15 protein-coding genes and 1 pseudogene are annotated in these 22,182 nt (G+C 48.0%); 9 read left to right on the forward strand and 7 right to left on the reverse strand.

All coding sequences use genetic code 11. From position 1 onward, the window contains the following. Positions 1-278, forward strand: a pseudogene (locus L4C42_RS19445) (IS4 family transposase); the annotation flags it as partial. Between the two features lie 45 nt (positions 279-323). Here the strand turns inward: L4C42_RS19445 and L4C42_RS19450 are convergent. The 3 genes from L4C42_RS19450 to L4C42_RS19460 all read right to left on the reverse strand — a co-directional run bounded on the left by L4C42_RS19450 (position 324) and on the right by L4C42_RS19460 (position 2,038). Then, positions 324-608 carry an Rdx family protein gene (locus L4C42_RS19450; RefSeq protein ID WP_353496850.1) on the reverse strand — a complete coding sequence of 95 codons (285 nt, stop codon included), beginning with the start codon at positions 606-608 and terminating at the stop codon, positions 324-326. 70 nt (positions 609-678) lie between these two features. Beyond that, positions 679-1,197, reverse strand: a complete 519-nt coding sequence (locus tag L4C42_RS19455; RefSeq protein ID WP_353496849.1) for a regulatory protein ToxS — start codon at positions 1,195-1,197, stop codon at positions 679-681. Positions 1,198-1,210: 13 nt separating this feature from the next. Continuing rightward, positions 1,211-2,038, reverse strand: a complete 828-nt coding sequence (locus L4C42_RS19460) for a transcriptional regulator (protein WP_353496848.1) — start codon at positions 2,036-2,038, stop codon at positions 1,211-1,213. A gap of 259 nt (positions 2,039-2,297) precedes the next feature. On the opposite strand from L4C42_RS19460, the gene htpG reads away from it, so the two are divergent. The 3 genes from htpG to hemH all read left to right on the forward strand — a co-directional run bounded on the left by htpG (position 2,298) and on the right by hemH (position 6,214). Beyond that, on the forward strand, positions 2,298-4,202 hold the full coding sequence (htpG, locus tag L4C42_RS19465; protein ID WP_353496847.1) for a molecular chaperone HtpG: 1,905 nt from the start codon (positions 2,298-2,300) through the stop codon (positions 4,200-4,202). 290 nt (positions 4,203-4,492) lie between these two features. Then, positions 4,493-5,137, forward strand: a complete 645-nt coding sequence (gene adk / locus L4C42_RS19470; protein WP_042497123.1) for an adenylate kinase — start codon at positions 4,493-4,495, stop codon at positions 5,135-5,137. A 117-nt stretch (positions 5,138-5,254) separates the two neighbouring features. After that, positions 5,255-6,214 carry a ferrochelatase gene (hemH, locus tag L4C42_RS19475; RefSeq protein ID WP_353496846.1) on the forward strand — a complete coding sequence of 320 codons (960 nt, stop codon included), beginning with the start codon at positions 5,255-5,257 and terminating at the stop codon, positions 6,212-6,214. 86 nt (positions 6,215-6,300) lie between these two features. Here the strand turns inward: hemH and L4C42_RS19480 are convergent, their stop codons facing one another. Continuing rightward, the gene (locus L4C42_RS19480) at positions 6,301-7,686 is read right to left on the reverse strand and encodes a peptide MFS transporter (protein ID WP_353496845.1); all 1,386 of its coding nucleotides are present in this window, start codon (positions 7,684-7,686) and stop codon (positions 6,301-6,303) included. 328 nt (positions 7,687-8,014) lie between these two features. Here L4C42_RS19480 and rfaH point away from each other — a divergent pair, with 328 nt between their 5' ends. Then, entirely contained in the window at positions 8,015-8,509 is a 495-nt protein-coding gene (gene rfaH / locus L4C42_RS19485; RefSeq protein ID WP_353496844.1) for a transcription/translation regulatory transformer protein RfaH, read from the forward strand. A gap of 109 nt (positions 8,510-8,618) precedes the next feature. Here the strand turns inward: rfaH and dapD are convergent, their stop codons facing one another. The 3 genes from dapD to L4C42_RS19500 all read right to left on the reverse strand — a co-directional run bounded on the left by dapD (position 8,619) and on the right by L4C42_RS19500 (position 11,285). Further along, on the reverse strand, positions 8,619-9,650 hold the full coding sequence (gene dapD / locus L4C42_RS19490; protein ID WP_429761637.1) for a 2,3,4,5-tetrahydropyridine-2,6-dicarboxylate N-succinyltransferase: 1,032 nt from the start codon (positions 9,648-9,650) through the stop codon (positions 8,619-8,621). A gap of 305 nt (positions 9,651-9,955) precedes the next feature. Beyond that, positions 9,956-10,252 (reverse strand): YebG family protein, encoded by a 297-nt coding sequence (locus L4C42_RS19495; RefSeq protein ID WP_353496842.1) that lies wholly within the window; start codon positions 10,250-10,252, stop codon positions 9,956-9,958. A 100-nt stretch (positions 10,253-10,352) separates the two neighbouring features. Continuing rightward, positions 10,353-11,285, reverse strand: coding sequence for a LysR family transcriptional regulator (locus L4C42_RS19500; protein ID WP_353496841.1), 933 nt, complete (start codon positions 11,283-11,285; stop codon positions 10,353-10,355). A 96-nt stretch (positions 11,286-11,381) separates the two neighbouring features. On the opposite strand from L4C42_RS19500, the gene L4C42_RS19505 reads away from it, so the two are divergent. The 4 genes from L4C42_RS19505 to recD all read left to right on the forward strand — a co-directional run bounded on the left by L4C42_RS19505 (position 11,382) and on the right by recD (position 22,104). Then, positions 11,382-12,356, forward strand: a complete 975-nt coding sequence (locus tag L4C42_RS19505) for a TDT family transporter (RefSeq protein ID WP_418642008.1) — start codon at positions 11,382-11,384, stop codon at positions 12,354-12,356. Between the two features lie 68 nt (positions 12,357-12,424). Continuing rightward, positions 12,425-15,931: an exodeoxyribonuclease V subunit gamma gene (recC, locus tag L4C42_RS19510; RefSeq protein ID WP_418642009.1), complete on the forward strand. Its 3,507-nt coding sequence runs from the start codon at positions 12,425-12,427 to the stop codon at positions 15,929-15,931. 378 nt (positions 15,932-16,309) lie between these two features. Next, positions 16,310-19,942, forward strand: coding sequence for an exodeoxyribonuclease V subunit beta (gene recB, locus L4C42_RS19515; RefSeq protein WP_429761654.1), 3,633 nt, complete (start codon positions 16,310-16,312; stop codon positions 19,940-19,942). Then, positions 19,942-22,104 (forward strand): exodeoxyribonuclease V subunit alpha, encoded by a 2,163-nt coding sequence (gene recD, locus L4C42_RS19520; protein WP_429761638.1) that lies wholly within the window; start codon positions 19,942-19,944, stop codon positions 22,102-22,104. Before recB ends, recD begins: the two co-directional genes overlap by 1 nt. Positions 22,105-22,182: the final 78 nt, after the last annotated feature.

Consider the following 22,182-nt stretch of genomic DNA (forward strand, 5'->3'; position numbering starts at 1 on the left):
TGGCCTATAACTTACTTCGGTTCTTAATGTGCCAAATGGCCTACGACCAAAACAAGGTAATGCCTTACCAGATAGGCTTTAAACAAGCTTCGTTGTTCTTAATAGGACAGTTACAACTCCTTCCTGCCGTCGCACCTGGAAGAATCCCGGAGGTGATGAACTATATCCTAGATATGGCTGAGAGTTTTACGTTGCCAGAAAGGCGAGATAGGAGCTATCCAAGAGCGGTAAAAAGAAGGCCCAGTCGCTATGCGACTAGGCCTTCTAAAAGGTGTTAGCTTCTTAACTTACAAGCATTAAGCTTTTGCTCTGTTTTTTTATTTTTAGCGGATCGTACTGTCCACATGTCCCAAGTCGCGATCTGGCGCGATAATATCTCGCACTTTCTGCTTAAGAACTTTCGCTTCTGGAAAGCCGCCATCACGCTTACGCTCCCAAATTTGAACTTCGTTACAATAGATCTCAAATCGCCCACCGGTGTCTGGGTGTAGACGGATCGTTTCCACTTCTTCGCTAAAAGTGTGCAGCAGTTCTTGGGTCATCCAAGTGGCGCGCAGCATCCAGTTACACTGACGGCAATAGTAAATGTCGATGGTCGGTTTTTGCATATTCATCCCTGTTATCATGATTAAAAAAGGAGGCTTGCGCCTCCTTTGAATACTTCATATCTGAACTAAGTTAGTTTGAAAATAGGATTGAAGAACCTTGGTTTAAACTGGTCAGCAGCAGTGTGTTCTCGTTTACAATATCGATACGGCGACTTTGCTGCGCTTCCATTTTCAGAAATTGCTTAATCATCGCAAGTTGCTCATGAGTAAACTCATCAGATTGTGCGGTTGCTGTGTCTTTAAACTCGCGTGGCGAAATCAGAAGATAGTTATCACTGATTGTCCACGTGCCCATTTCAGAAATTTTAATCAGCGTGTGAGTCTCTGGATCGTCACCAAAAAGACGCATCGAAGACTCACGAATATACTCACCGCCTGGTAAGTACTTCACGTTTGCTGACATTTCTAGACGGCTCAATGGACCGATATCCGTATCTGGATAATGCCTTGCGGCAATAATGCCAACCATGTTCGATTGCCATTCGTTGGAGGTCAGCACTTGCTCCAGCTTGAGATCGCTTCCCCAATATAGCCAGGCACTCAACGCAGTTGAGATTGCCAGTAAGATAGCGGCGTATTTCATTTTCATCGGTTACGACTCCTTACTGGCACACTTTAGACAAATCAGACTGTTCAGTGAAGATACGCATTGTGCTGTTCTCACTTGAATGATCGACAGTGTGAATGAAGTTGAGAGCGATTTGATCGGTTTGATCGCCAGTGACAATCACTTGTGCCGGTAGCATGTCACCAGTGTGTGTTTCCACGTATTTCGCTACGCATTGCTCAATTTTTGGCAACCAGCTTGTCACGTCAGGGTGACTTTCTGGCGTCACAATTTGAACTTCATTGACTACGCTCAGTGGTTTAAAGGTCGATTGTGCAGGGTTGGTGACCATTAAGACTACTATCGGTAACAAGATAGCTACCGCAATCATCGCCCAAACACTGGGTGGTGTTTTTGGTTTTTGTGCGATAGCAACAGTGGCTGCTGTTGGTGCAGTTGCAATAGTTACTGCTTCCAGTTTATCTGCTGGAAGTTCGGCAACCGGTGCTTCATCTAGTGTGTCAGAGGACGCTTTGGGTGCAGAGCGTTCAACGGCTGAGATCAACTGGTAGCCACGTTTCGGCACCGTTTTGACAAACTGCGGAGATTTTGTTGGATCTTTTAGCATTTTACGCAGCGTAGAGATAGCTTGCGTAAGGCTAGAGTCGTCAACCTCGAAGCCTTGTTCACGCCAAACGAAATCATGCAGTTCGTTTCGAGTGATTACTTCATTCGGTCTTTCAGCAAGTAGAAGTAGGATGCGACTTTCATTACTACCAAGACGAACGACTTCATCGTTATTGGTTTGGTCGACCAACGAATTGCTGTTTGGGTCAAAAATGTACCTCTGGCCGAGTATAAACTTAGTGCCTATGTTACTCATTGCATTCTTCTTTTTAATGCCGCAACGCGACGAAACAGATATTCAGGCGCTGCATGTCTTCAGAGCCAATTATAGAATTTTAGGATTTTTTTATAGTCAGGTGCAGTAGGATAATAAAAACAAATCAAAAAAACAGTATTTTTATTTATCTTTACCTTGAATTTACAATCTTCATCCTCATCTCTTTAATCAACTAATCGTAGCGATATCGAGTATGACTTTAGCGAAACTCGGTATGAAATGTGTAAATGGAGATAGCATGAGCACCGTTGAGACTAAGAACAAAGAGACCCGTGGCTTTCAGTCTGAGGTAAAGCAACTTCTTCACCTTATGATCCACTCTCTGTATTCAAACAAAGAAATTTTTCTAAGAGAGCTGATTTCAAACGCATCAGACGCCGCCGACAAGCTGCGTTTTCAAGCCCTATCTAATACAGAGCTATATCAAGGCGATGCTGACCTGGGCGTTAAGTTATCGTTTGATGAAAAGAACAATACTTTGACCGTTTCGGACAACGGTATTGGTATGACTCGTGACGATGTGATTGAGCATCTTGGAACGATCGCTAAATCTGGAACCAAAGAGTTTTTTGCCAAACTGTCTGAAGAGCAGAGTAAGGACTCACAGCTTATTGGCCAGTTTGGTGTTGGTTTCTACTCTGCCTTTATTGTGGCTGATGCAGTGACCGTGCGCACTCGTGCTGCAGGCACGTCAGCGGATCAAGCTGTGCAATGGCACTCTGCTGGTGAAGGTGATTACACCATCGAAGACATCACCAAAGAGACTCGCGGTACGGACATCGTGCTTCACATGCGTGAAGAAGGTAAAGAGTTCCTATCAGAATGGCGCCTGCGTGATGTTATCAGTAAGTACTCTGATCATATCGGTATTCCAGTGTCTATCTGGACCCTTGAGCGTGACGAAGAAGGTAAAGAGACCGACCAAGGTAAGTGGGAGCAAATCAATAAAGCTCAAGCGCTTTGGACTCGTAATAAATCTGATATCAAAGACGAAGAATATCAAGAGTTCTACAAACACGTTTCTCACGATTTCGCGGATCCACTGGTGTGGAGCCACAACCGTGTTGAAGGCAAAAACGACTACACCAGCCTGCTTTACATCCCAGCAAAAGCACCATGGGATATGATGAACCGTGACCACAAGAGCGGTCTAAAGCTTTACGTGCAACGCGTGTTTATTATGGATGACGCTGAGCAGTTTATGCCGTCTTACCTGCGTTTTGTGCGCGGTTTGATAGATTCAAATGATCTCCCACTAAACGTTTCTCGCGAAATCCTTCAAGACAACAAAGTGACTCAATCGCTGCGTGGTGCCTGTACTAAGCGCGTGCTCACTATGCTTGAGCGCATGGCGAAGAATGACGAAGAGAAATATCAGTCTTTCTGGAAAGAGTTTGGCCTAGTGCTAAAAGAAGGTCCTGCCGAAGACATGGCGAACAAAGAGAAAATCGCTGGTCTAATGCGCTTTGCTTCGACGGAAGTGGATTCAGCTGAGCAGACGATTTCTCTAGCGTCTTATGTTGAGCGCATGAAAGAAGGCCAAGATAAGATCTATTATCTAACAGCAGACAGCTACGCAGCCGCGAAGAATAGCCCTCACCTTGAGCAGTTTAAAGCGAAAGGCATTGAAGTTGTCTTGATGTATGACCGTATCGACGAATGGCTAATGAACTACCTCACTGAGTTTGATGGTAAGCAGTTCCAGTCAATCACTAAAGCGGGTCTTGATCTGAGCAAGTTCGAAGGCGAAGAAGAGAAAGAGAAGCAAAAAGAGACGGAAGAAGAGTTCAAGTCAGTGGTTGAGCGCACGCAAACTTACCTAGGTGAGCGCGTTAAAGAAGTTCGCACCACGTTCAAGCTAGCAAGCACACCAGCGGTAGTCGTCACTGATGATTTCGAAATGGGTACACAAATGGCGAAGCTGCTAGAAGCGGCGGGTCAAGAAGTACCAGAGGTGAAGTACATCTTTGAGATTAACCCTGAGCATGAGCTGGTTAAGCGCATGGCAGATGAAGCCGATGAAGAAGCATTCGGCCGTTGGGTTGAAGTGCTACTTGGTCAAGCGATGCTCGCAGAGCGTGGCTCAATGACCGACCCTTCGCAATTCTTGGGTGCGATCAACAAGCTTTTGGCTAAAGTCTAATTCCCTTGCAGAGTTTGACACCCTAGTCTAATTCAAGAGCTCGAGGATTCGAGCTCTTGTTTTCCCAGGGCTAAACGCACACTTTTAGGTAACTTTAGAGTGCAAAGCAGGATCTTTAGACACTTTTGGCGTCAAGCAAGCGATTTCTATGATAGAATGCGCGCCAAGTAAAAGATTCAACTATTTTTGAATAAACCGTTTATACCGAAACGTATCGCAGCAAACATGCCCATTGGGCATCAAAGCAGTAGGCTTCGGTATAAATCTTTTTTTATATAAGAGGACAAGTCATGCGCATCATTCTTTTAGGTGCTCCAGGTGCAGGTAAAGGCACACAAGCTCAATTCATCATGGAAAAATATGGTATCCCACAAATTTCTACTGGTGACATGCTACGTGCAGCAATCAAAGCAGGCACTGAGCTTGGTAAGAAAGCGAAAGCAGTTATCGATGCAGGTCAACTTGTATCTGACGACATCATTCTTGGTCTAATCAAAGAGCGTATCGCTCAAGACGATTGCGAGAAAGGTTTCCTACTTGACGGCTTCCCACGCACGATCCCTCAGGCTGATGGCCTAAAAGAGATGGGCGTAGATGTAGACTACGTGATCGAATTTGACGTTGCTGACGACGTAATCGTAGAGCGTATGGCTGGCCGTCGTGCTCACCTAGCTTCTGGTCGTACTTACCACGTTGTTTACAACCCACCTAAAGTGGAAGGTAAAGATGACGTAACAGGTGAAGACCTAGTGGTACGTGATGACGACAAAGAAGAAACCGTTCGTGCTCGTCTAGGTGTATACCACGATCAAACTGCACCACTAATCTCTTACTACGGTAAAGAAGCAGAAGCAGGCAGCACTAAGTACCTAAAATTTGACGGTACTAAGCAAGTGGCTGACGTTAGCGCAGACATCGAAAAAGCACTGTCTTAATCGACATTTGTGAATTCGCTAAAAAAACGACCTTTCGAGGTCGTTTTTTTTGATCCAAGAAAAGCGCACATAGGTATATAATTCGCTTAGAAATACTATTAAAAACAAAGGAAGTCTATGAGCGATTCGTCAAAAATGGGTGTGTTGTTGGTTAACCTTGGCACGCCAGATGAACCGACAGCAAAAGGGGTGAGACGCTTTTTAGAGCAGTTTCTGCACGATCATCGCGTCGTAGATATGACCCGCTGGATTTGGTGTCCGGTGCTGCACGGTATCATTCTTCCTATTCGCTCTCCTAAGGTCGCTAAAGCTTATCAATCGGTATGGATGGACGAGGGCTCACCGCTGATGGTGTACTCTAAGCGTCAGGCCGATAAGCTGGCTCAATCAATCAACCTCCCTGTTGAACTTGGCATGAGTTACGGCAATCCATCGCTGCAAAGCGGGATCACTAAACTGCTCGACCAAGGTGTAGAAAAGATAGTGGTACTGCCGCTTTATCCGCAGTACTCGGGCACCACAACAGCAGCCGCGTTTGATGGTATCGCGAAGGTGTGTAAGTCGATTTCAACCTTACCGGCCTTTTCTATGATTCGTGACTATCACGATCATCCAATGTACATCAAAGCGCTCGCTGACAAGGTCAGAGTTCACTGGGAGCAAAATGGCCGTGCTGATTACCTGTTATGTTCCTACCACGGCATACCAAAGCGCTATGCAGACAACGGGGATGTGTACCCACTGCATTGTCAGGCAACCACTGACCTGCTGCGCCAAGAGCTCGGTTTGGATGAATCGCAGATGGGAATGAGCTATCAATCGATATTCGGTCGTGAAGAGTGGCTGCAGCCATACACTGACAAAACCCTAGAGAAGATGCCAGGCGAGGGTATCAAAACCATCGATGTTATGACGCCAGCATTCTCGGTCGACTGTTTGGAAACTCTGGAAGAAATCGCTATAGAGGCCAAAGAGACCTTTATTGAAGCTGGAGGTGAGCGCTTTAGTTACATCGAGTGTCTTAACGACTCAGATGCCCATGTCGCCATGATGGCAGAGTTGGTGAACAACGCTTAGCGCGTCAAATTAAACGAGTTTAAACAAATAAGGCCAGTCATGTTGACTGGCCTTTGTCATTTCTATTCGATCCAACGAATAAACAATTAAGCGATTTGAGCTTGCTGCTCTTCTACTTGTTCTGCATTGCTCACTGAGCTTTGCTCTGCGCCGTGCATCCATTTTACTAAGGTGTTAGCAAACAACAGTAGGATAACGCCACAGATAACAGCTGTGATAGCGATACCACTAAAGATTGCCATAGCACCTAGCTCGCCTACGTGTGAGCCGACTACACCTGCGACGTAGTTCGCAATGGCGTTGAAACCAAACCATGCACCCATCATCAAAGATGCAAGGCGCAGTGGCGCAAGCTTAGTCACCAGTGATAGACCAATTGGAGATAGACACAGTTCACCTAGTGTGTGGAAGAAGAATGCGCCGACTAACCATAGCATTGAGGTTTTAACGCTGGTGTCGCCACCTTGCTCAAGTACGGCGCCAACCATGCAAAGGAAGCCTACTGCAAGGAAAAACAGTGCAAGTGCAAATTTAACCGGAGAGTTTGGTTCACGCTTGCCCAGTTTCACCCAGATAGCGGCAAGTACTGGTGCAAGAGTGATGATGAAAAATGGGTTTAGAGACTGGAACCAGGCTGCTGGTACTTCAAAGTCGCCAATCATGCGATCGGTGTACTGCTGGGTGTAGATGTTCATCAAACCACCCGCTTGCTCGAAGCCCGCCCAGAAAACGATAACGAACAGACCCATAATTAGGATAACCTTCAAGCGATCCATCTCTTCTCGAGTGAGTGGTGCTTTAGTTTTTGATGGGTTCAGTTCACGAGCACGTGCAGCTGCAGGTACGTTACCAATGTCGCCTAGCCATGAGTTTGCCATGGTCATTTGCATTATTAGGCTGATTACCATGCCGACACCTGCCACGATAAAACCTGCTGACCAACCGAACGAGTTGGTTGCTGAGCCAACAACGATACCCGCTAATAGTGCACCGAGGTTGATACCCATGTAGAAGATAGTGAATGCGCCATCACGACGGTTGTCGCCTTCAGCGTAAAGGTCACCTACCATGGTCGAAATGTTTGGCTTAAACATACCGTTACCAGCAATAAGCAGTGCTAGACCACCGTAGAACATCTCGGCACTTGGTGCACCAGATGCCGCAGCAGCTAACACAAACTGGCCTGCAGCCATTAGTACGCCACCGATGATGATGGACTTACGTTGACCTAGGTAGTTGTCGGCAATGTAACCACCGATAAGCGGAGTGATGTAAACAAGTCCAGTATAGATACCATAGAGATCTAGAGCATCTTTAGTAGACCAGCCCATACCACCATTGATTGTGGTGTCTGTTAGGAACAAAACTAATATTGCGCGCATAGCATAATATGAGAAACGTTCCCAAAGTTCGGTACCGAACAGTAGGAATAGGCCGCGAGGGTGGCCGAAGATGTTGCGTTGTGCTGTCATAAGTTTTACTAATTTTTATCATCAAAGAATTTAATGTGCCAAATGGTATACATGACAATATTAATGTCCGCAAGGGGCGTATTTTGTGGAGTTTGTGGAATAAATGTTTAACACAATGAAATGTAAGAAAATTTTTCAGCAATGGTACGTAATCTTCGTGCTGCAATCTAACTTTTCATTTTTACCGTTCACCATCTATTCGGATTTTTCATCGGTTTGATCGCAGACAAGAGAGGGTTATACGGGCACAGTGTTGGGTTTAGTGGTACGATGCAGACAAACAAAAACATCGAATAATCAAATTAAATAGTTAAATCGAACAGTTAAAATGAAACGTTGGTATTTGCTTTATTGTAAGCGCGGTGAACAAGGCCGAGCGAAAATGCACCTCGAGAATCAAGGCTTATCCTGCTACTACCCTGAAGTAGAAGTAGAAAAGATCCTCAGAGGAAAAAGACAGAAGGTGAAAGAGCCGCTCTTTCCTTCTTATGTGTTTGTAGAATTTGATTACGAACAAGGTCCATCTTTCACCACAGTGCGCTCTACGCGCGGTGTGGTCGATTTCATCCGTTTTGGCTCTCATCCCAAAGAGGTCGACTCTGCACTTATTGACGAGTTGCAGCTGTTAGCGGAGCTTCCGGATGAACCGGAAACAGACAGCTTACCAAAGCACGGTGAGACAGTTCGCGTAACGGGTGGTCAGTTCGCGGGTATCGAAGCGATTTTCCAAGAAGCTGACGGAGAAGCGCGTTCGATCATGTTAGTGAATATGATAAGTCGCCCGGTTGCCGTGAGCATCGAGAACAAAGATCTGGATATCTAGCGCGCTCAATAACTTAGTGTTTGGGCGTTAGTTGATATAAAAAACCTCAGTACCAAAAGATGGACTGAGGTTTTCTGTTTTGGGGTATTAACCCTTCAGCAACCGAGAATTAGTTGTTGCTGTGAAGCTCGCTGTTCAGTTCAACGGCTGTTTTGTTCGTCAGGCATTCAATCTGACCGGTTACTGAGTTGCGACGGAACAGAAGATCCGGCTTGCCAGCGAGGTCGCGAGCTTTAACAATTTCAACTTCTGCGCCAGACGCGTCCAGCATACGTACTTTAGAACCTGCCGTTACATAAAGACCAGACTCAACAGTACAACGATCGCCTAGTGGGAAACCAAGACCCGCGTTTGCACCTAGTAGTGAGTTTTCGCCGATAGAGACAACAACCGTGCCGCCACCAGATAGCGTACCCATGATAGACGCGCCGCCGCCGATGTCTGAGCCATTACCAACTACAACACCTGCAGAGATACGACCTTCAACCATGCTCACGCCAGTTGTACCCGCGTTGAAGTTGATGAAACCTTCATGCATAACCGTTGTGCCTTCGCCAACGTGAGCACCAAGACGTACGCGAGACGTATCTGCGATACGAACGCCAGTTGGAACCACGTAATCAACCATTTTAGGGAACTTGTCTACGCAATCGACAGTGAGTGTTTCGCCTGCTAGACGTGCTTCGATTTGACGCTCAGCCAGCTCTGGAAGGTCGATTGCACCTTGGTTAGTCCAAGCGATGTTGTGAAGTAGACCGAAGATGCCATCAAGTACTGTACCGTGAGGCTGTACTAGGCGGTTTGAGATAAGTTGCAGTTTTAGGAAGCCTTCTGCAACAGATTGAGGCTTCTCGTCTGTCGCCAGTACAACCAGTACTAGCGGCTGTGAAGAGCTTGCTGCTTTTTCGGCAAATGCGGCGTTTTTTGCATCATCATTGCTAGAGAATGCGGTTGCTAGAGCCGCGCTTTGCGCCGCAGAAATTTCGATAGCTTGGTTGCCTTCCGCATAACCAGATACCTCTGCCACTGCTGCGATAAGCGCATCAGATGGGTTTAGGCGTGGGTGAGGAAAGAATGCTTCGATGATTTTACCGTCGCGGTTTTTGGTTGCAGTACCAAAAGCGATTGAGAATGCTGCCATGACTCTATGTCTCCATGTATAGATTTGTCTCAAAGCCGCAGCGATTGGCGGCGACCTTGACTGATTTGTTAGCAATCATCTTAAAGAGACGTGATGGCAGATGAAAGGGCAAAAACGACAAAAGTCTGTAAAACGATACCCTTTGTCTTTTCAGCGATGTTTTTTCCTAATAAGAAATTTTAGCGGCTTGCATTCGCTTATTCGCTCGCAAATACTTACTCAGGCGCAAAAAGCAAAATAGCCAGTAAAACTCTGCGTTCTACTGGCTATTTGATTTACTTTTGCAATTTTAGCAAGTTAACGCATTAGGCTGCGTCTTCTGCATCTTGCTCTTCAACAGGCTTAACCACTTTTGGCTTTTTTGGCGTTGGCTTGCGCTTCGCACCAAGAGCGTAAAGCACTTCTTCTTTACGCTGTGCAAGATATAGCGATAGCTCTTCTTGCTTCTCTTCATCTTCGATAAGCTTGCTTTCACTTAGCAGAGAAAACAGCTCATCCGCCATATCCAACATTTTGTCATAAGCGTCAGCTTCTGCTTTAGAGGTAAAAGTCATCTTTTCTTCTCCGTTGCGTTCCACCACGTACTTGACGATTACAGCCATGGTTAATCCTCTAGTTAAATTTAAGATTCTAATACTGTCTGTTTATACAGAGGGTCAAAGTTAATGTCCAGTCGAGGGCGCAAAAGTGAGAGCTGTTTGCCTAATTCCTACTCGTATTGCGGCGCGTTTTTTTGGCTATAGTCGTCGCACGCCATTGCTGGCAAAACAAGATAAAGCGTTCCAGTAGGGGGCTTTGGTACTTCTCCTTATGAACCAGCAGCCAAAAGCGGCGTTTCATGTCGAGCGAAACTGATATAGGCACTAAGCGACCATCATCAATGGCGCTTTGTGTCGCTAAAGTCGAGAGGCAGGCCAAGCCAAGATTGGCGGATACGCTGTTAATAATGGCTTCGGTGGTATTGAGCTCAAAGGCTTCATGCCAAATCTCAATTCTGGGGGCAACGGTTCTTAGGAAAAACTCCCTTGTGCCAGAACCTGGTTCTCGTAGAATCCAGTCGCTATTTTCCAAGTCCTCTAGGGTGACACACGATTTTTTAGCAAGAGGATGCTTGGGAGACACCACTATGCACATTTCATCTTCACTAAAAGGGTAGCTATCAAGTTCAGGGTGCAAGGTTTTACCCTCTACTAGGCCGATATCGAGTTGATAGTCGATGAGCTTTTGACAGATCAAAGCGGTGTTGGATATAAACAGTTGCTGGGACTTATGCTGATGCTCGTCGCGAAAATCACTGAGCAGAAATGGTGCGACTTGGTTGCCTACCGTATCACTGGCACCGATACGCAGTACGCCGCGATAACTCTGCTCATCACCAAACAGCGATTCAATATCTCGGCTTCGGCTGAGCAGTTCATCGGCAAGGGGCAGCAGTTTTTGTCCCTCTTGATTGATGACCAAGCGGTTGTTGACCCGATCAAACAGGGCGTGACCTATCTGTTTTTCTAGCTCACTCAGCGACATGCTGACCGCCGCTTTAGAGAGAAAAAGCGTGTCCGAAGCTGCAGTAAGCGTTTGGTGCTGAGTCACCGCAACAAAGACCTTGAGCTGTTTTAACGAGATATGTGGTTTCATGTTCAGTTTAACTTAACGAGTAGATTGAATAATTGAATATATATAAACATAAGCAAGGTTTACAATCACCGCAACTGAAGAATTGAGGTGATTGTGATGATTGCGAGAGTGACAAAAGCACATAACAGAGTAAAAGCGGCGCCAACCCCAATGGCTGGATTGGCTCTAGGTATCGCCAGCCTTGGCTGGAGCTGGGAAAATGCGCTTCCGCTTGATCATGTTGCCCAGTGGACAGGTGCTGCTATTGCCAGTGTGCTACTCATTATCCTTGCCTACAAATACTTGTTCCATAATCACGTATTGCGTCAGGAACTTGCACACCCTGTGGTAGGCAGTGTTGCCCCAACGTTTGCGATGGCAACCATGGTTGTGTCTCACTCAGTCGGTCAATTTGCACCTAATGTTGGTGACGCACTATGGCTTGGCGCTGTGGCGCTGCACATCGTGTTCTTGGCAAGCTTTACTTACCACCGCATGCGCGACTTCGAGTTGCACCACATGGTACCAAGTTGGTTTGTACCACCAGTCGGCATTATCGTTGCGGATGTGGCTTTCTCGGGTAACCCAGATTTAGCATGGATTGCCAACAGTGCTCTAGTATTTGGCCTTGTTGCTTACGCGGTCATGCTGCCAACCATGATTTACCGTTTGGTGTTTACTCATGAGATCCCAGATGCAGCAAAACCAACCATGGCAATTATGGCAGCGCCAGCGAGCTTATCGCTTGCCGGTTACCTAACGGTTGCGTCAGAGCCATCTGCTATCATTATTGCGCTGCTATTCGGTATTGGTGTGTTGATGACACTGTTCATCTACCTTGCGTTTATCAAATTGATGCGCTTGCCATTCAGCCCGGGCTACGCTGCTTTTACCTTCCCAATGGTGATCAGCGCAACGGCGCAATACAAACTCGCGGCTTGGATGAGCGCACAACACGCCCCAGTTGAGATGGTGAAACAGATCACCGCGCTTGCCAATATTGAGCTTGTTGTGGCGACGATTGTTGTTAGCTACGTTGCGATTCGTTACCTCGTTGCTTATTTACCCAAACAAGCAAATATCACGGCGTAAAAGGTCTTAGATACACAGGGACTGTGTTAACCTTGAGGGAGGAAAATTAGCGAAAGGCGCGCCGTCACGTGTTCACCGTTTACCACTCAAATCAGATAGATGTGCTTAAATCCTTGTTGGTTCAGCTCATCAAACTCGACCCTATTGAAAACCCGTTTGAGAAAGAACAAATTCTCGTCCAAAGCCCAGGCATGTCTCAATGGCTGAAAATGGCGTTGGCACAAGAGTTTGGTATTGCGGCCAACATTGACTTCCCACTTCCAGCCACCTTTATATGGGATCGCTTTGTTCAAGTGTTAGATGATGTGCCTGCGCGCAGTGCATTCAACAAAGAAGCGATGACGTGGAAGATCATGCACCTTTTGCCTGAGCACTTAAACGACCCGGACTTTGCGCCGCTCGCCCAATATTTAACCGATGACCAAGATGCATCGAAACGCTATCAACTGGCAGAAAAAATCGCCGATATCTACGATGGATACTTGGTATATCGTCCCGAATGGATAGCCGCGTGGGAAGCCGGTTTACCGGTTTTTGAGCTTGAAGACGAGCAGCCGTGGCAGCCAAAACTTTGGCAAGCACTGTACGATCATACTGTGGCGCTTGGTCAGTCTCCGTATCACCGTGCCAACTTATATGAGCACTTCATTGACGTACTTACCAACAATCAAGATATCAAAGCTCAAGGGCTCAATCAGCTTCCCAAGCGTCTATTCGTGTTTGGTATCTCTTCACTGCCGCCTCGTTATCTCGATGCGTTAAAAGCCCTAGGTGAGCATATTGATGTTCATCTGATGTTTACCAATCCGTGCCGATTCTATTGGGGTGAGGTGCGCGATCGTAAATACTTAGCAAAGCTTGCCGCGGCCAAGCGCAAGCAGCTTAATGATATCGATGCCTTTGCCGACAGCCAGCAGTGGCAAGAAGGCGAGTGGGAGATGGCGCCGCAGCTCAAAGGCGATGTGGAAGCGAACGTAGACGACGAGCTGCATCTCTCTGAAGTGGGCAACAGCTTGCTTGCGTCGATGGGTAAACTCGGCAGGGATAACTTGTATCTATTGTCACAACTTGAATCTAACGAGATTGAAGCCTTTGTTGATGTCGATAGAGCCACCCTGCTTGGCAACCTTCAGGCAGATATTCTTAATCTGGAAGAGCATCAAGATGATGCCTTACTGCTCTCATCAAGCCACAAGCCAGCGATTGCCGCTGAAGATACCTCGCTATCGGTGCATGTTTGTCATAGCCCAATGCGCGAGGTGGAAGTGCTGCACGATAATTTGCTGGCGATGTTCGACCGCAATCCGGAATTGAAGCCGCGTGACATCATCGTCATGGTGGCTGATATCAATGCCTACAGCCCGGCGATTCAAGCGGTGTTCGGCAATGCCTCTGGTGAGCGTTACATTCCGTTCTCTATTTCTGATCGCACGGCCGATAAAGAAAGCCCGCTACTCAACGCCTTTAACCAGCTTTTGCAACTGCCTGACTTACGCTGCACCAGCAGTGAAGTGCTTGAGCTGTTGGAAGTGCCAGCAATCATGGCGCGATTTGATATCAGTGAACAAGAGTTTTCGCTGCTGCGTGCTTGGGTGGAAGAGGCGCAGATCCGCTGGGGCATTGATAACCAAACGGCAAGCGAATTTGATTTGCCTGAATTTGGTCAAAACTCTTGGATGTTTGGTATTTCTCGTATGTTGGCGGGTTATGCGGTGAGTGAGCACGCAGGCCTACTAATGGTCGGCGACGAGAGCATTTCTCCTTACGAGCAAACTCAAGGCATGCAAGCAGAGACTGCCGGTAAACTGGCGCAGTTTATCGATAAGCTGGCGCATTATCGCAAGGTGTTAAATCACACCATGGGTATCGAGCAGTGGCAGCGCGGCATCAATCAATTGGTTGATGACTTTTTTGCCGTGGATATTGAAGGTGAGGTCGTTGTTAAGTCGATTCGCGATACTTTGTCGGCACTTGGCGATCAGTTATTGGATGCGCGATACGACGAGGCACTGGCACCGCGCATCGTGCGTCAGTACTTCATTGATAAGCTTTCTGGCTCACGCGTTAGTCAGCGCTTTTTGGCAGGACAAGTCAATTTTTGTACCCTAATGCCAATGCGCTCTATCCCGTTCAATACCGTGTGCCTGCTTGGTATGAACGACGGTGTATACCCGCGGAGTGTGCCGCCTGAGAGCTTTGACCTCATGGTAGGACGAACCAAGCCAGGCGATCGCTCAAGACGCGACGATGACCGTTATCTATTCCTAGAAGCGCTGCTTTCAGCGCAGCAAAGCCTCTACATCAGTTACGTTGGGCGTTCCATTCAAGACAATACTGAGCGCGTGCCATCGGTGTTGGTTTCAGAGCTTTTAGAATACTGTGAGCAAAACTACTGTTTGCAAGGTGATGAAGCGTTAGACGTTGATAGCTCTGGCGCCAAGCTCACTCAATCACTGCTGCGTGAATACCCTATGGTGCCATTCAGCGCTGCTCACTTTGATGCTACGAGTGCACTACAAAGTTACGCCGCTGAGTGGTTGCCATCGGCGCAGCAAACAACGCTTGAGGCGACGCAAAGCTTATCGCTGCCGTTTAATTTAGAGCCCATTGCCCGAGCGCAAGGTGAAAAGGTCGAATTGGAGTTGACCGAGTTACAGCGCTTCTGGCGCTTGCCGGTGCAGTATCTGTTTAATCGACGTCTGCAAGTTAACTTTGAGGAAAGCCTTCTCGGACTAGAAGATGAAGAGCCATTTGCGCTGAGTGGATTGGAAAGTTTTGGTCTTCGTAAATCTTTATTAGATGCCATGATAGAGGCCAAAGGTCACATTGAAGGCGATAAACTGAACGCATTTAAAGCGGAACAAAAAGCCAAGGGCTATTTGCCCGTCAATGAGTTTGGCGAGCTGGAGTTTGCCGCAAACGTGTCGCAAACCCAAGAGTTGGCGCAGGCTACTGCGCCGTTAGTGAGCCAAGAAGCTGAAGATGTCGAAGTCGACTTGACCTTAGACATTGATGATTGTCATGTCGCGCTGCAAGGCTGGGTAACCGGGTGTTATCAAAGCGGTGTGGTGCGCTATCGAAGCGGTAGGCTGCGCGCTACCGACTATCTCGCCGCATGGATAGATCATCTGTTGGTGGCCGTGGCAGGCAGACAAAGTAAAACTCATATGCTGGCTTACGATAAAAAAGAAGGCGTAGTGCATCGCATTTATCCAGCGCTTAGTGCTGAGAGTGCCAAGGATTATTTAACCCAGCTAGTCAGCTTGTATCTGCAAGGTCTAGATAAGCCGCTTTGCTATTTCCCTGAAACGGCACTGGCGGGTATTGAGGCTAACTACAGCCGCGGCCAGTGGACACCGAGTGATGAAAAAATGCTCAGTAAAATGGCTGGCCGTTTCCAGGGGGGCTTCATGCAGATCGGTGAAGGAGACAACCCTTATATCTCTCGGGTTTGGAATGAATGGAGTGAAGCATTGGCTAGTGAAGCTAAAACACTCGCGCACTTAGTATTGGAAGCGCCGCGAACAATGAGTATCAGTGCAGAAGAGTACTACTCGGCAAGCTCAACGGGCTGAAGCCTTTATCCTTGAGAGCCTTTCTAATCGAAAGAAAGGCCTTTGAAAGGGAGTGGCCGCCAGTCTTAATTATAGTGTGTAGGGAGAGTGCTGGACGGCCGGGGAGGGTCAGAGGGACCCGTATTTCTGAGCGGAATAGTAGAGTGTGAGGGTGATTAATTCCGTGAATGGGATCGCAACTTACATAGTTATTAATTATATCCGATTGTTTTAAATTAGATTTTAAGCGTTAGATCACAGTAGAGTTCAGACATGAAGCCAAATGAGCACTCTTCAGACAACCCATTTTTGGATAGCGATTCGCCACAGTATTCAGAGAATGCGGCAGGCCAAGCGTTAGCTAGTGCATCGGTATCGAAACCGACTGCGCTGAACACCATGACCTTTCCATTGCATGGTGCCCGGCTGATTGAAGCATCCGCGGGTACGGGTAAAACCTTTACTATCGCAGGTCTCTATCTAAGATTGCTGCTCGGTCATGGCAAAGATGGCAGTGGTCATCGTCAACCGCTAACGGTTGACCAGATCTTGGTGGTGACCTTTACCGAAGCGGCGACGGCAGAGCTTCGCGACCGTATTCGCGCCCGTATCCATCAGGCACGTATTGCTTTTGCCCGAGGAGAAAGTGACGATCCGGTTATTCAGCCACTGCTTTTGGAAGTGAGTGATCATCGCTACGCCACAGAAACCTTGCTTCAGGCTGAGCGCCAAATGGATGAAGCGGCGGTATACACCATTCACGGCTTCTGTCAGCGCATGCTGACCCAAAATGCGTTCGAATCAGGCTCTCGTTTTAACAACGAGTTCGTGACGGATGAAAGCCGGTTAAAAGCGCAGGTCGCCGCAGATTTTTGGCGCAGTCAGTTTTATCCGCTAAACCTTGCGATGGCGTCTGAAATCCGCAAAATTTGGGCAACGCCAAGTGCGCTACTAAGTGATATCGGTCGATACCTGACAGGCCCTGCGATCACCTTGCAAGATATTGACTCAGCCACGGATAGCGATGGTCAAGGTGTCGACATTGCCGCTCTACATCAAGCCAATTTAGATACAATTAAAACCCTAAAAGCTAGCTGGTTGGCAGTCAGTGACGACGTGGTGACTTGCATCGCCCAGTCTGATGTGAATAAACGCAGTTACACCAAAAAATCCCTGCCGACTTGGGTGGCAAGCATTACTGAATGGGCTCAGCAAGAGACGCTAGATTACAGCTTACCAAGCGCACTTGAAAAGTTCTCCCAAGCGGTACTGATTGAAAAAACGCCCAAAGGCGAGCCGCCAACGATGGCAAATTTTGCCGAGATTGAAGCCTTTCTAGCCACGCCTCCTGAGCTGAAAACCCCGTTACTCGCAATGGCGATTAAAGCGTGTCGACAGCGATTAGCGTTAGCCAAACAGCAAAAGCAGTGGCTCTCTTTTGATGATCTGCTGACTCAGCTTAGCGCGGCTTTAGAGCTGGAATCCGGCGAGCGCTTAGCCGAAAAAATTCGCAGCCAATTTCCAGTGGCGATGATCGATGAATTCCAAGATACCGATCCACTTCAGTACCAAATATTCAGCTCAGTGTATTTGGATAATCCCGAGTGTGGCTGGTTTATGATTGGCGATCCTAAACAGGCGATTTACGGTTTTCGTGGCGCGGATATCTTCACCTATATCCAAGCCAGAAATCAGGTTGTGGATCACTACACCTTGGGCACCAACTGGCGATCCAGTGAACGTATGGTCAGCAGCGTCAATGCGCTGTTTGAACAGGCAGATTCGCCGTTCTTGTACGACAGCGACATACCCTTTTATCCGGTCAATGCCAGCCCTAAAGCTGGAAAACGTCAGTGGCTACAACATGGTGAGAGTCAACCTGCGCTGCAGTTTTGGCTCCAAGACGCCGATGCGCCTGTCGCTAAAGGTGACTATCAGCAGCATATGGCTGCTGCCACGGCTCAGCACATCAAAACGGTGCTGATGGAATCGCAAACCAAACAGGTAGTGCTTGCCGATGGTGATAGCGAACATCCGGTTGAAGCGGGTGATATTGCTGTGCTGGTTCGAACCGGAAGTGAAGGGCAACTGATCAAACAAGCGCTGGCTGAGCGCGGCATTGCCAGTGTTTATCTGTCGAATCGAGATAGTGTTTTCTCCAGCGCGGTAGCAGAAGATATGCTGCGCCTGCTACAAGCGATTTGGTATCAAGACGATGAACGACTACTAAAAAGTGCGCTCGCCTCAGAGTTGTTTGCGCTACCCGCTGACGTGCTTGATGGCCTGAACAACGATGAGAATTTGTGGGAGCAAGTGATTGCTGAGTTTCGCGATTACCGTCAGTTGTGGCAGTCGCGCGGTGTATTGCCCATGCTGCGCTCGGTGCTGTTTAAGCGAGAAATGTCGAATCGGCTATTGGCTACCGTAGGTGGAGAGCGTTTACTGACCGACTATTTGCATTTGGGTGAGCTATTGCAAGCCGCTAGGCAAGATGTGGAAAGTGACACCGCATTGCTACGTTGGTTTGCCCAGTCTATCGAAGATGCTAAGCAAGGGTTAGGTGCATCCGATGAGCACATTCAGCGTTTGGAGTCGGAGCGAAATCTAGTGCAAATCATCACGATTCATAAGTCGAAAGGCCTTGAATATGATTTGGTTTACTTGCCGTTTGTGGTCAGCTATCGCGAGGCGATGGAAGCGAAATACTATGATGCTACAAATCAGGAATCGGTGCTGGATCTTAGAAAGTCCAAAGCTGCACTGGCTCAGGCAGACAAAGAACGCCTAGCGGAAGACTTACGTCTTATCTATGTAGCGCTGACTCGATCTGTGTATGGCTGTTTTATCGGTATTGCGTCGCTTCGCAACGGCCGCTCTACTAAAGAGCCCACCGGCGTGCACCACAGTGCGCTAGGCTTCTTGGTGCAAAATGGCCAAGAGCTGGGCGTCAGCGAGCTAGAAACCATGCTGAACCAATTAGCTAAATCTTGCAGTGATATTGCCATCACTGCGCCACCAGAGCCCGATGGTGAGTCGTATCGTTTACCGTTAGCATCCACGCCTGAGCTCGGCGCGAAAATTCAGCGTCACACCATTGACCGTGATTGGCGTCTGACGAGCTATTCGGCCTTGGTAAAACAGAGTCACCATGGCAATAGTGATGAGGTGTTTATTGAAGAGTCGGGTTTAGATATCGACTCTTCAGACGAACAGCAGCTTGACCCGCTGTTGGAGCCGGAGAAAACCATCTTCCATTTTCCAAAAGGCGCTCGTCCAGGCACCTTCCTTCACACGGTATTTGAAGAAATCGAGTTTACCGAGCCCGCTGGCTCTGAGCATAACGCAAAGGTCATCGCCGAGCTGCTAGCCAAAGAGCAGTATGACGCAGAGTGGCTGCCAGTGATTGTTTTGCTGGTGGATCAGGTGATGAACACAGCGCTAGACGGTGAGAACCTATATCTTAGAGATAAAAGCCCCGTGCAGCGCTTGGTGGAGATGGAGTTTCTATTGCCGGTAGATGTGCTGGATGCCCCTTCGCTTAATCGAGTGATTCAGCGCCACGACAGCTTATCTGCCAAGGCTCATGAGTTGGGCTTTTATACGGTCAAAGGCATGTTGAAAGGCTTTATTGACTTGGTGTTCGAGCATCAAGGCAAGTACTACGTCCTCGACTGGAAATCGAATCATCTTGGTGAAGATAGCAGCAGTTACCAGCGAGCTCAGCTCGAACATGCCATGGTCGATCATCGCTATGACTTGCAATACCAACTTTATGCGTTGGCGCTGCATCGCTTCTTAAAAACGCGTATTCGCGATTACGACTATGAGCAGCATTTTGGCGGCGTCTACTATCTGTTCTTACGCGGCATTGAGCCGAACTCCGACGCGGGAATTTTCAACGCGCGTCCTACAAAGGCAATGATTGAAAACCTTGATGCGCTTATTTCCGGTGAACTATCGGCGAATGCCATCGATACTGATAACAGTGATACCGGCGACGGAGAGAATCAACAAATGGGGCTTGGATTTTAATGACTGCACAGCGCGCTTTTTCACATTGGATTGCCGATCTGGTTGATAAAAAATGTTTGCGACCGCTGGATCATCAGTTCGCCAAGTTTGTCGCATCTATTGAAACTGAGTTTCCCGATGAAGTGATGTGGCTGGCGGCACTCGCAAGTAGCCAGCTTGGTCAAGGCCACATTTGTGTCAACTTAGATAGTGACTTAGCTGAGCAGGATCTACCACCTTTACCAAGCCTGATTGGACTCTATGGCGCCGCTGCTGCGCCGTTGGAAGATAAGGTCAATCAGGTTAATTGGCAGCAGGTCATGGAAAGTGCGTCAACGATCAGTGTGTTGGCGCCTGGTGCATCCTTAGAAGGCACGGTCACACCTCTAGTCTGGCAGCAAAATCGGCTCTATTTGCAGCGCTATTTTTACTATGAGCAAACCATCGCAGAGCGCCTGTTGTCGATGGCGACGCCGATTGAGTTGCCGAACTCTCAACTTAAGCAAGCGGCGCAGATCCTTGATCAGCTGTTTGCCCGAGAGTATCACTATCTGTACTCGGCAATCGCTTTGATCCCTGCAGAACAAAACAACCAAGTTTCACGACAGCAATTGGTGTGTGATTTCCTAGACGTTGTTGATGATGGCTCGATCGATTGGGATCAGGTGGATCGCATTGTGACGTCAGCGAACTCCGCCAGTGAGCTTCAATTGTTGGATGTTGCAATTCCGCTCACTGCCTGCTTGAACTGGCAAAAGGTAGCGGCTGCGGTAGCGCTCACGCGTCGTTTTGCCGTCATTTCCGGAGGCCCTGGTACCGGTAAAACCACGACAGTCACCAAACTGCTCGCGGCAATGGTGCATCAGGCGAGCGCGCAAGGAGAAACGCCCACCATTAAGTTGGTTGCGCCAACGGGGAAAGCGGCGGCGCGTCTGACTGAATCGATTGGTAAAGCGGTGGATGTCTTGGCGCTGTCACCGGATCTTAAACAGCGCATTCCAACCGATTCGAGTACCCTGCATCGATTGCTTGGTGCCATTCCTGGCCGTGTTGAGTTTAGGCACGATAAAACCAATCCTTTGCATTTGGATGTGTTGGTGCTCGATGAAGCCTCTATGGTCGATTTGCCTATGATGCACCGATTACTCGATGCCCTGCCAAGCCACGCGCGGCTTATCTTATTAGGTGATAAAGATCAGCTCGCCTCAGTAGAAGCGGGTGCGGTGCTATCCGATATCTGTGACTTCTCGTCTCAAGGTTACAGCCAAAAACAAAACGAACGGGTGAAAGCACTCACTCAGTTTGATTGTCAGTTTGGGCGTACTGCCAAGCAGTTGGTATCGCCACTCGCTGATAGTCTTTGCGTTCTGCAAAAAAGCTACCGTTTTGACGCGCGCTCCGGCATTGGCCAACTGGCTAAACAGGTTAACGCTGCAAGTAGCCGAGGCTTCGAACAAGTTTGGATCAAAGGGTTTGAGGATATTGAATGGCTGCCACTCAGTGGTGATAGCTATCAAAAACTGATTGATTCTATGGTGCGGGCTTACAAGCCGTATTTGACCGAATCCAGAGCAGCGTCACCACAAGGTGAATCGTTGCAAAGCGCGGATGCTTTGGTGAATTGGCAGCACGGCGTGGCGCGTCAAGTCTTAGGCCTATTCGCACAAAACCGATTGCTGTGTGCAGTGCGAGAGGGCGATTTTGGCGTGACCGGACTCAACCAGAGAATAGAGTCGCGTCTTAAGCAGCGCGGTTTGATTTCGCGCGGTGAGGAGCTTTGGTATGTGGGCCGACCATTAATGGTGACGAAAAACGATCATGGGCTTGGGCTTTACAACGGTGATATTGGAATTTGTCTATGGGATCATAGTGCGCAAACACCAAGGCTGAAGGTCTTCTTTGAGCTCCCTGATGGCAGCATAAAGTCGGTATTGCCGAGTCGAATGCCAGAGCATGAAACGGCTTATGCCATGACGATTCATAAATCTCAAGGCAGTGAGTTTGCCCATACCTTTATGATATTGCCGGGCGAATTTAGCCCGCTGCTCACCAAAGAGCTGATTTACACCGGAATTACCCGCGCAAAAACTCGTTTCACCTTAGTGGCCGATGGCAAAGTCTTGGGTAAGGGGATACGTCATAAAACGCTGCGTCACAGTGGGCTGTCATTGCGTTTGGCGTAATAGAGGTTGGTTTAATAAATAGTTTTGGGAAAGATAATTGTGTGGCTAAATCGGAAAGTGGCTAAGGGAGAAGCTCTA

This window comes from Vibrio wakamikoensis, from assembly GCF_050337275.1.
Classification (GTDB): Bacteria; Pseudomonadota; Gammaproteobacteria; order Enterobacterales; family Vibrionaceae; genus Vibrio; species Vibrio chaetopteri.

Excerpts from the sequence above, each read along its gene's own strand:
- hemH (WP_353496846.1), top strand. The coding sequence starts at position 5,255 with ATGAGCGATTCGTCAAAAATGGGTGTGTTGTTGGTTAACCTTGGCACG.
- recD (WP_429761638.1), top strand. The coding sequence starts at position 19,942 with ATGACTGCACAGCGCGCTTTTTCACATTGGATTGCCGATCTGGTTGAT.
- L4C42_RS19480 (WP_353496845.1), bottom strand. The coding sequence starts at position 7,686 with ATGACAGCACAACGCAACATCTTCGGCCACCCTCGCGGCCTATTCCTA.
- htpG (WP_353496847.1), top strand. The coding sequence starts at position 2,298 with ATGAGCACCGTTGAGACTAAGAACAAAGAGACCCGTGGCTTTCAGTCT.
- L4C42_RS19500 (WP_353496841.1), bottom strand. The coding sequence starts at position 11,285 with ATGAAACCACATATCTCGTTAAAACAGCTCAAGGTCTTTGTTGCGGTG.
- L4C42_RS19450 (WP_353496850.1), bottom strand. The coding sequence starts at position 608 with ATGCAAAAACCGACCATCGACATTTACTATTGCCGTCAGTGTAACTGG.
- L4C42_RS19495 (WP_353496842.1), bottom strand. The coding sequence starts at position 10,252 with ATGGCTGTAATCGTCAAGTACGTGGTGGAACGCAACGGAGAAGAAAAG.
- dapD (WP_429761637.1), bottom strand. The coding sequence starts at position 9,650 with ATGGCAGCATTCTCAATCGCTTTTGGTACTGCAACCAAAAACCGCGAC.
- L4C42_RS19455 (WP_353496849.1), bottom strand. The coding sequence starts at position 1,197 with ATGAAAATGAAATACGCCGCTATCTTACTGGCAATCTCAACTGCGTTG.
- L4C42_RS19460 (WP_353496848.1), bottom strand. The coding sequence starts at position 2,038 with ATGAGTAACATAGGCACTAAGTTTATACTCGGCCAGAGGTACATTTTT.
- L4C42_RS19505 (WP_418642008.1), top strand. The coding sequence starts at position 11,382 with ATGATTGCGAGAGTGACAAAAGCACATAACAGAGTAAAAGCGGCGCCA.
- adk (WP_042497123.1), top strand. The coding sequence starts at position 4,493 with ATGCGCATCATTCTTTTAGGTGCTCCAGGTGCAGGTAAAGGCACACAA.
- rfaH (WP_353496844.1), top strand. The coding sequence starts at position 8,015 with ATGAAACGTTGGTATTTGCTTTATTGTAAGCGCGGTGAACAAGGCCGA.
- recB (WP_429761654.1), top strand. The coding sequence starts at position 16,310 with ATGACCTTTCCATTGCATGGTGCCCGGCTGATTGAAGCATCCGCGGGT.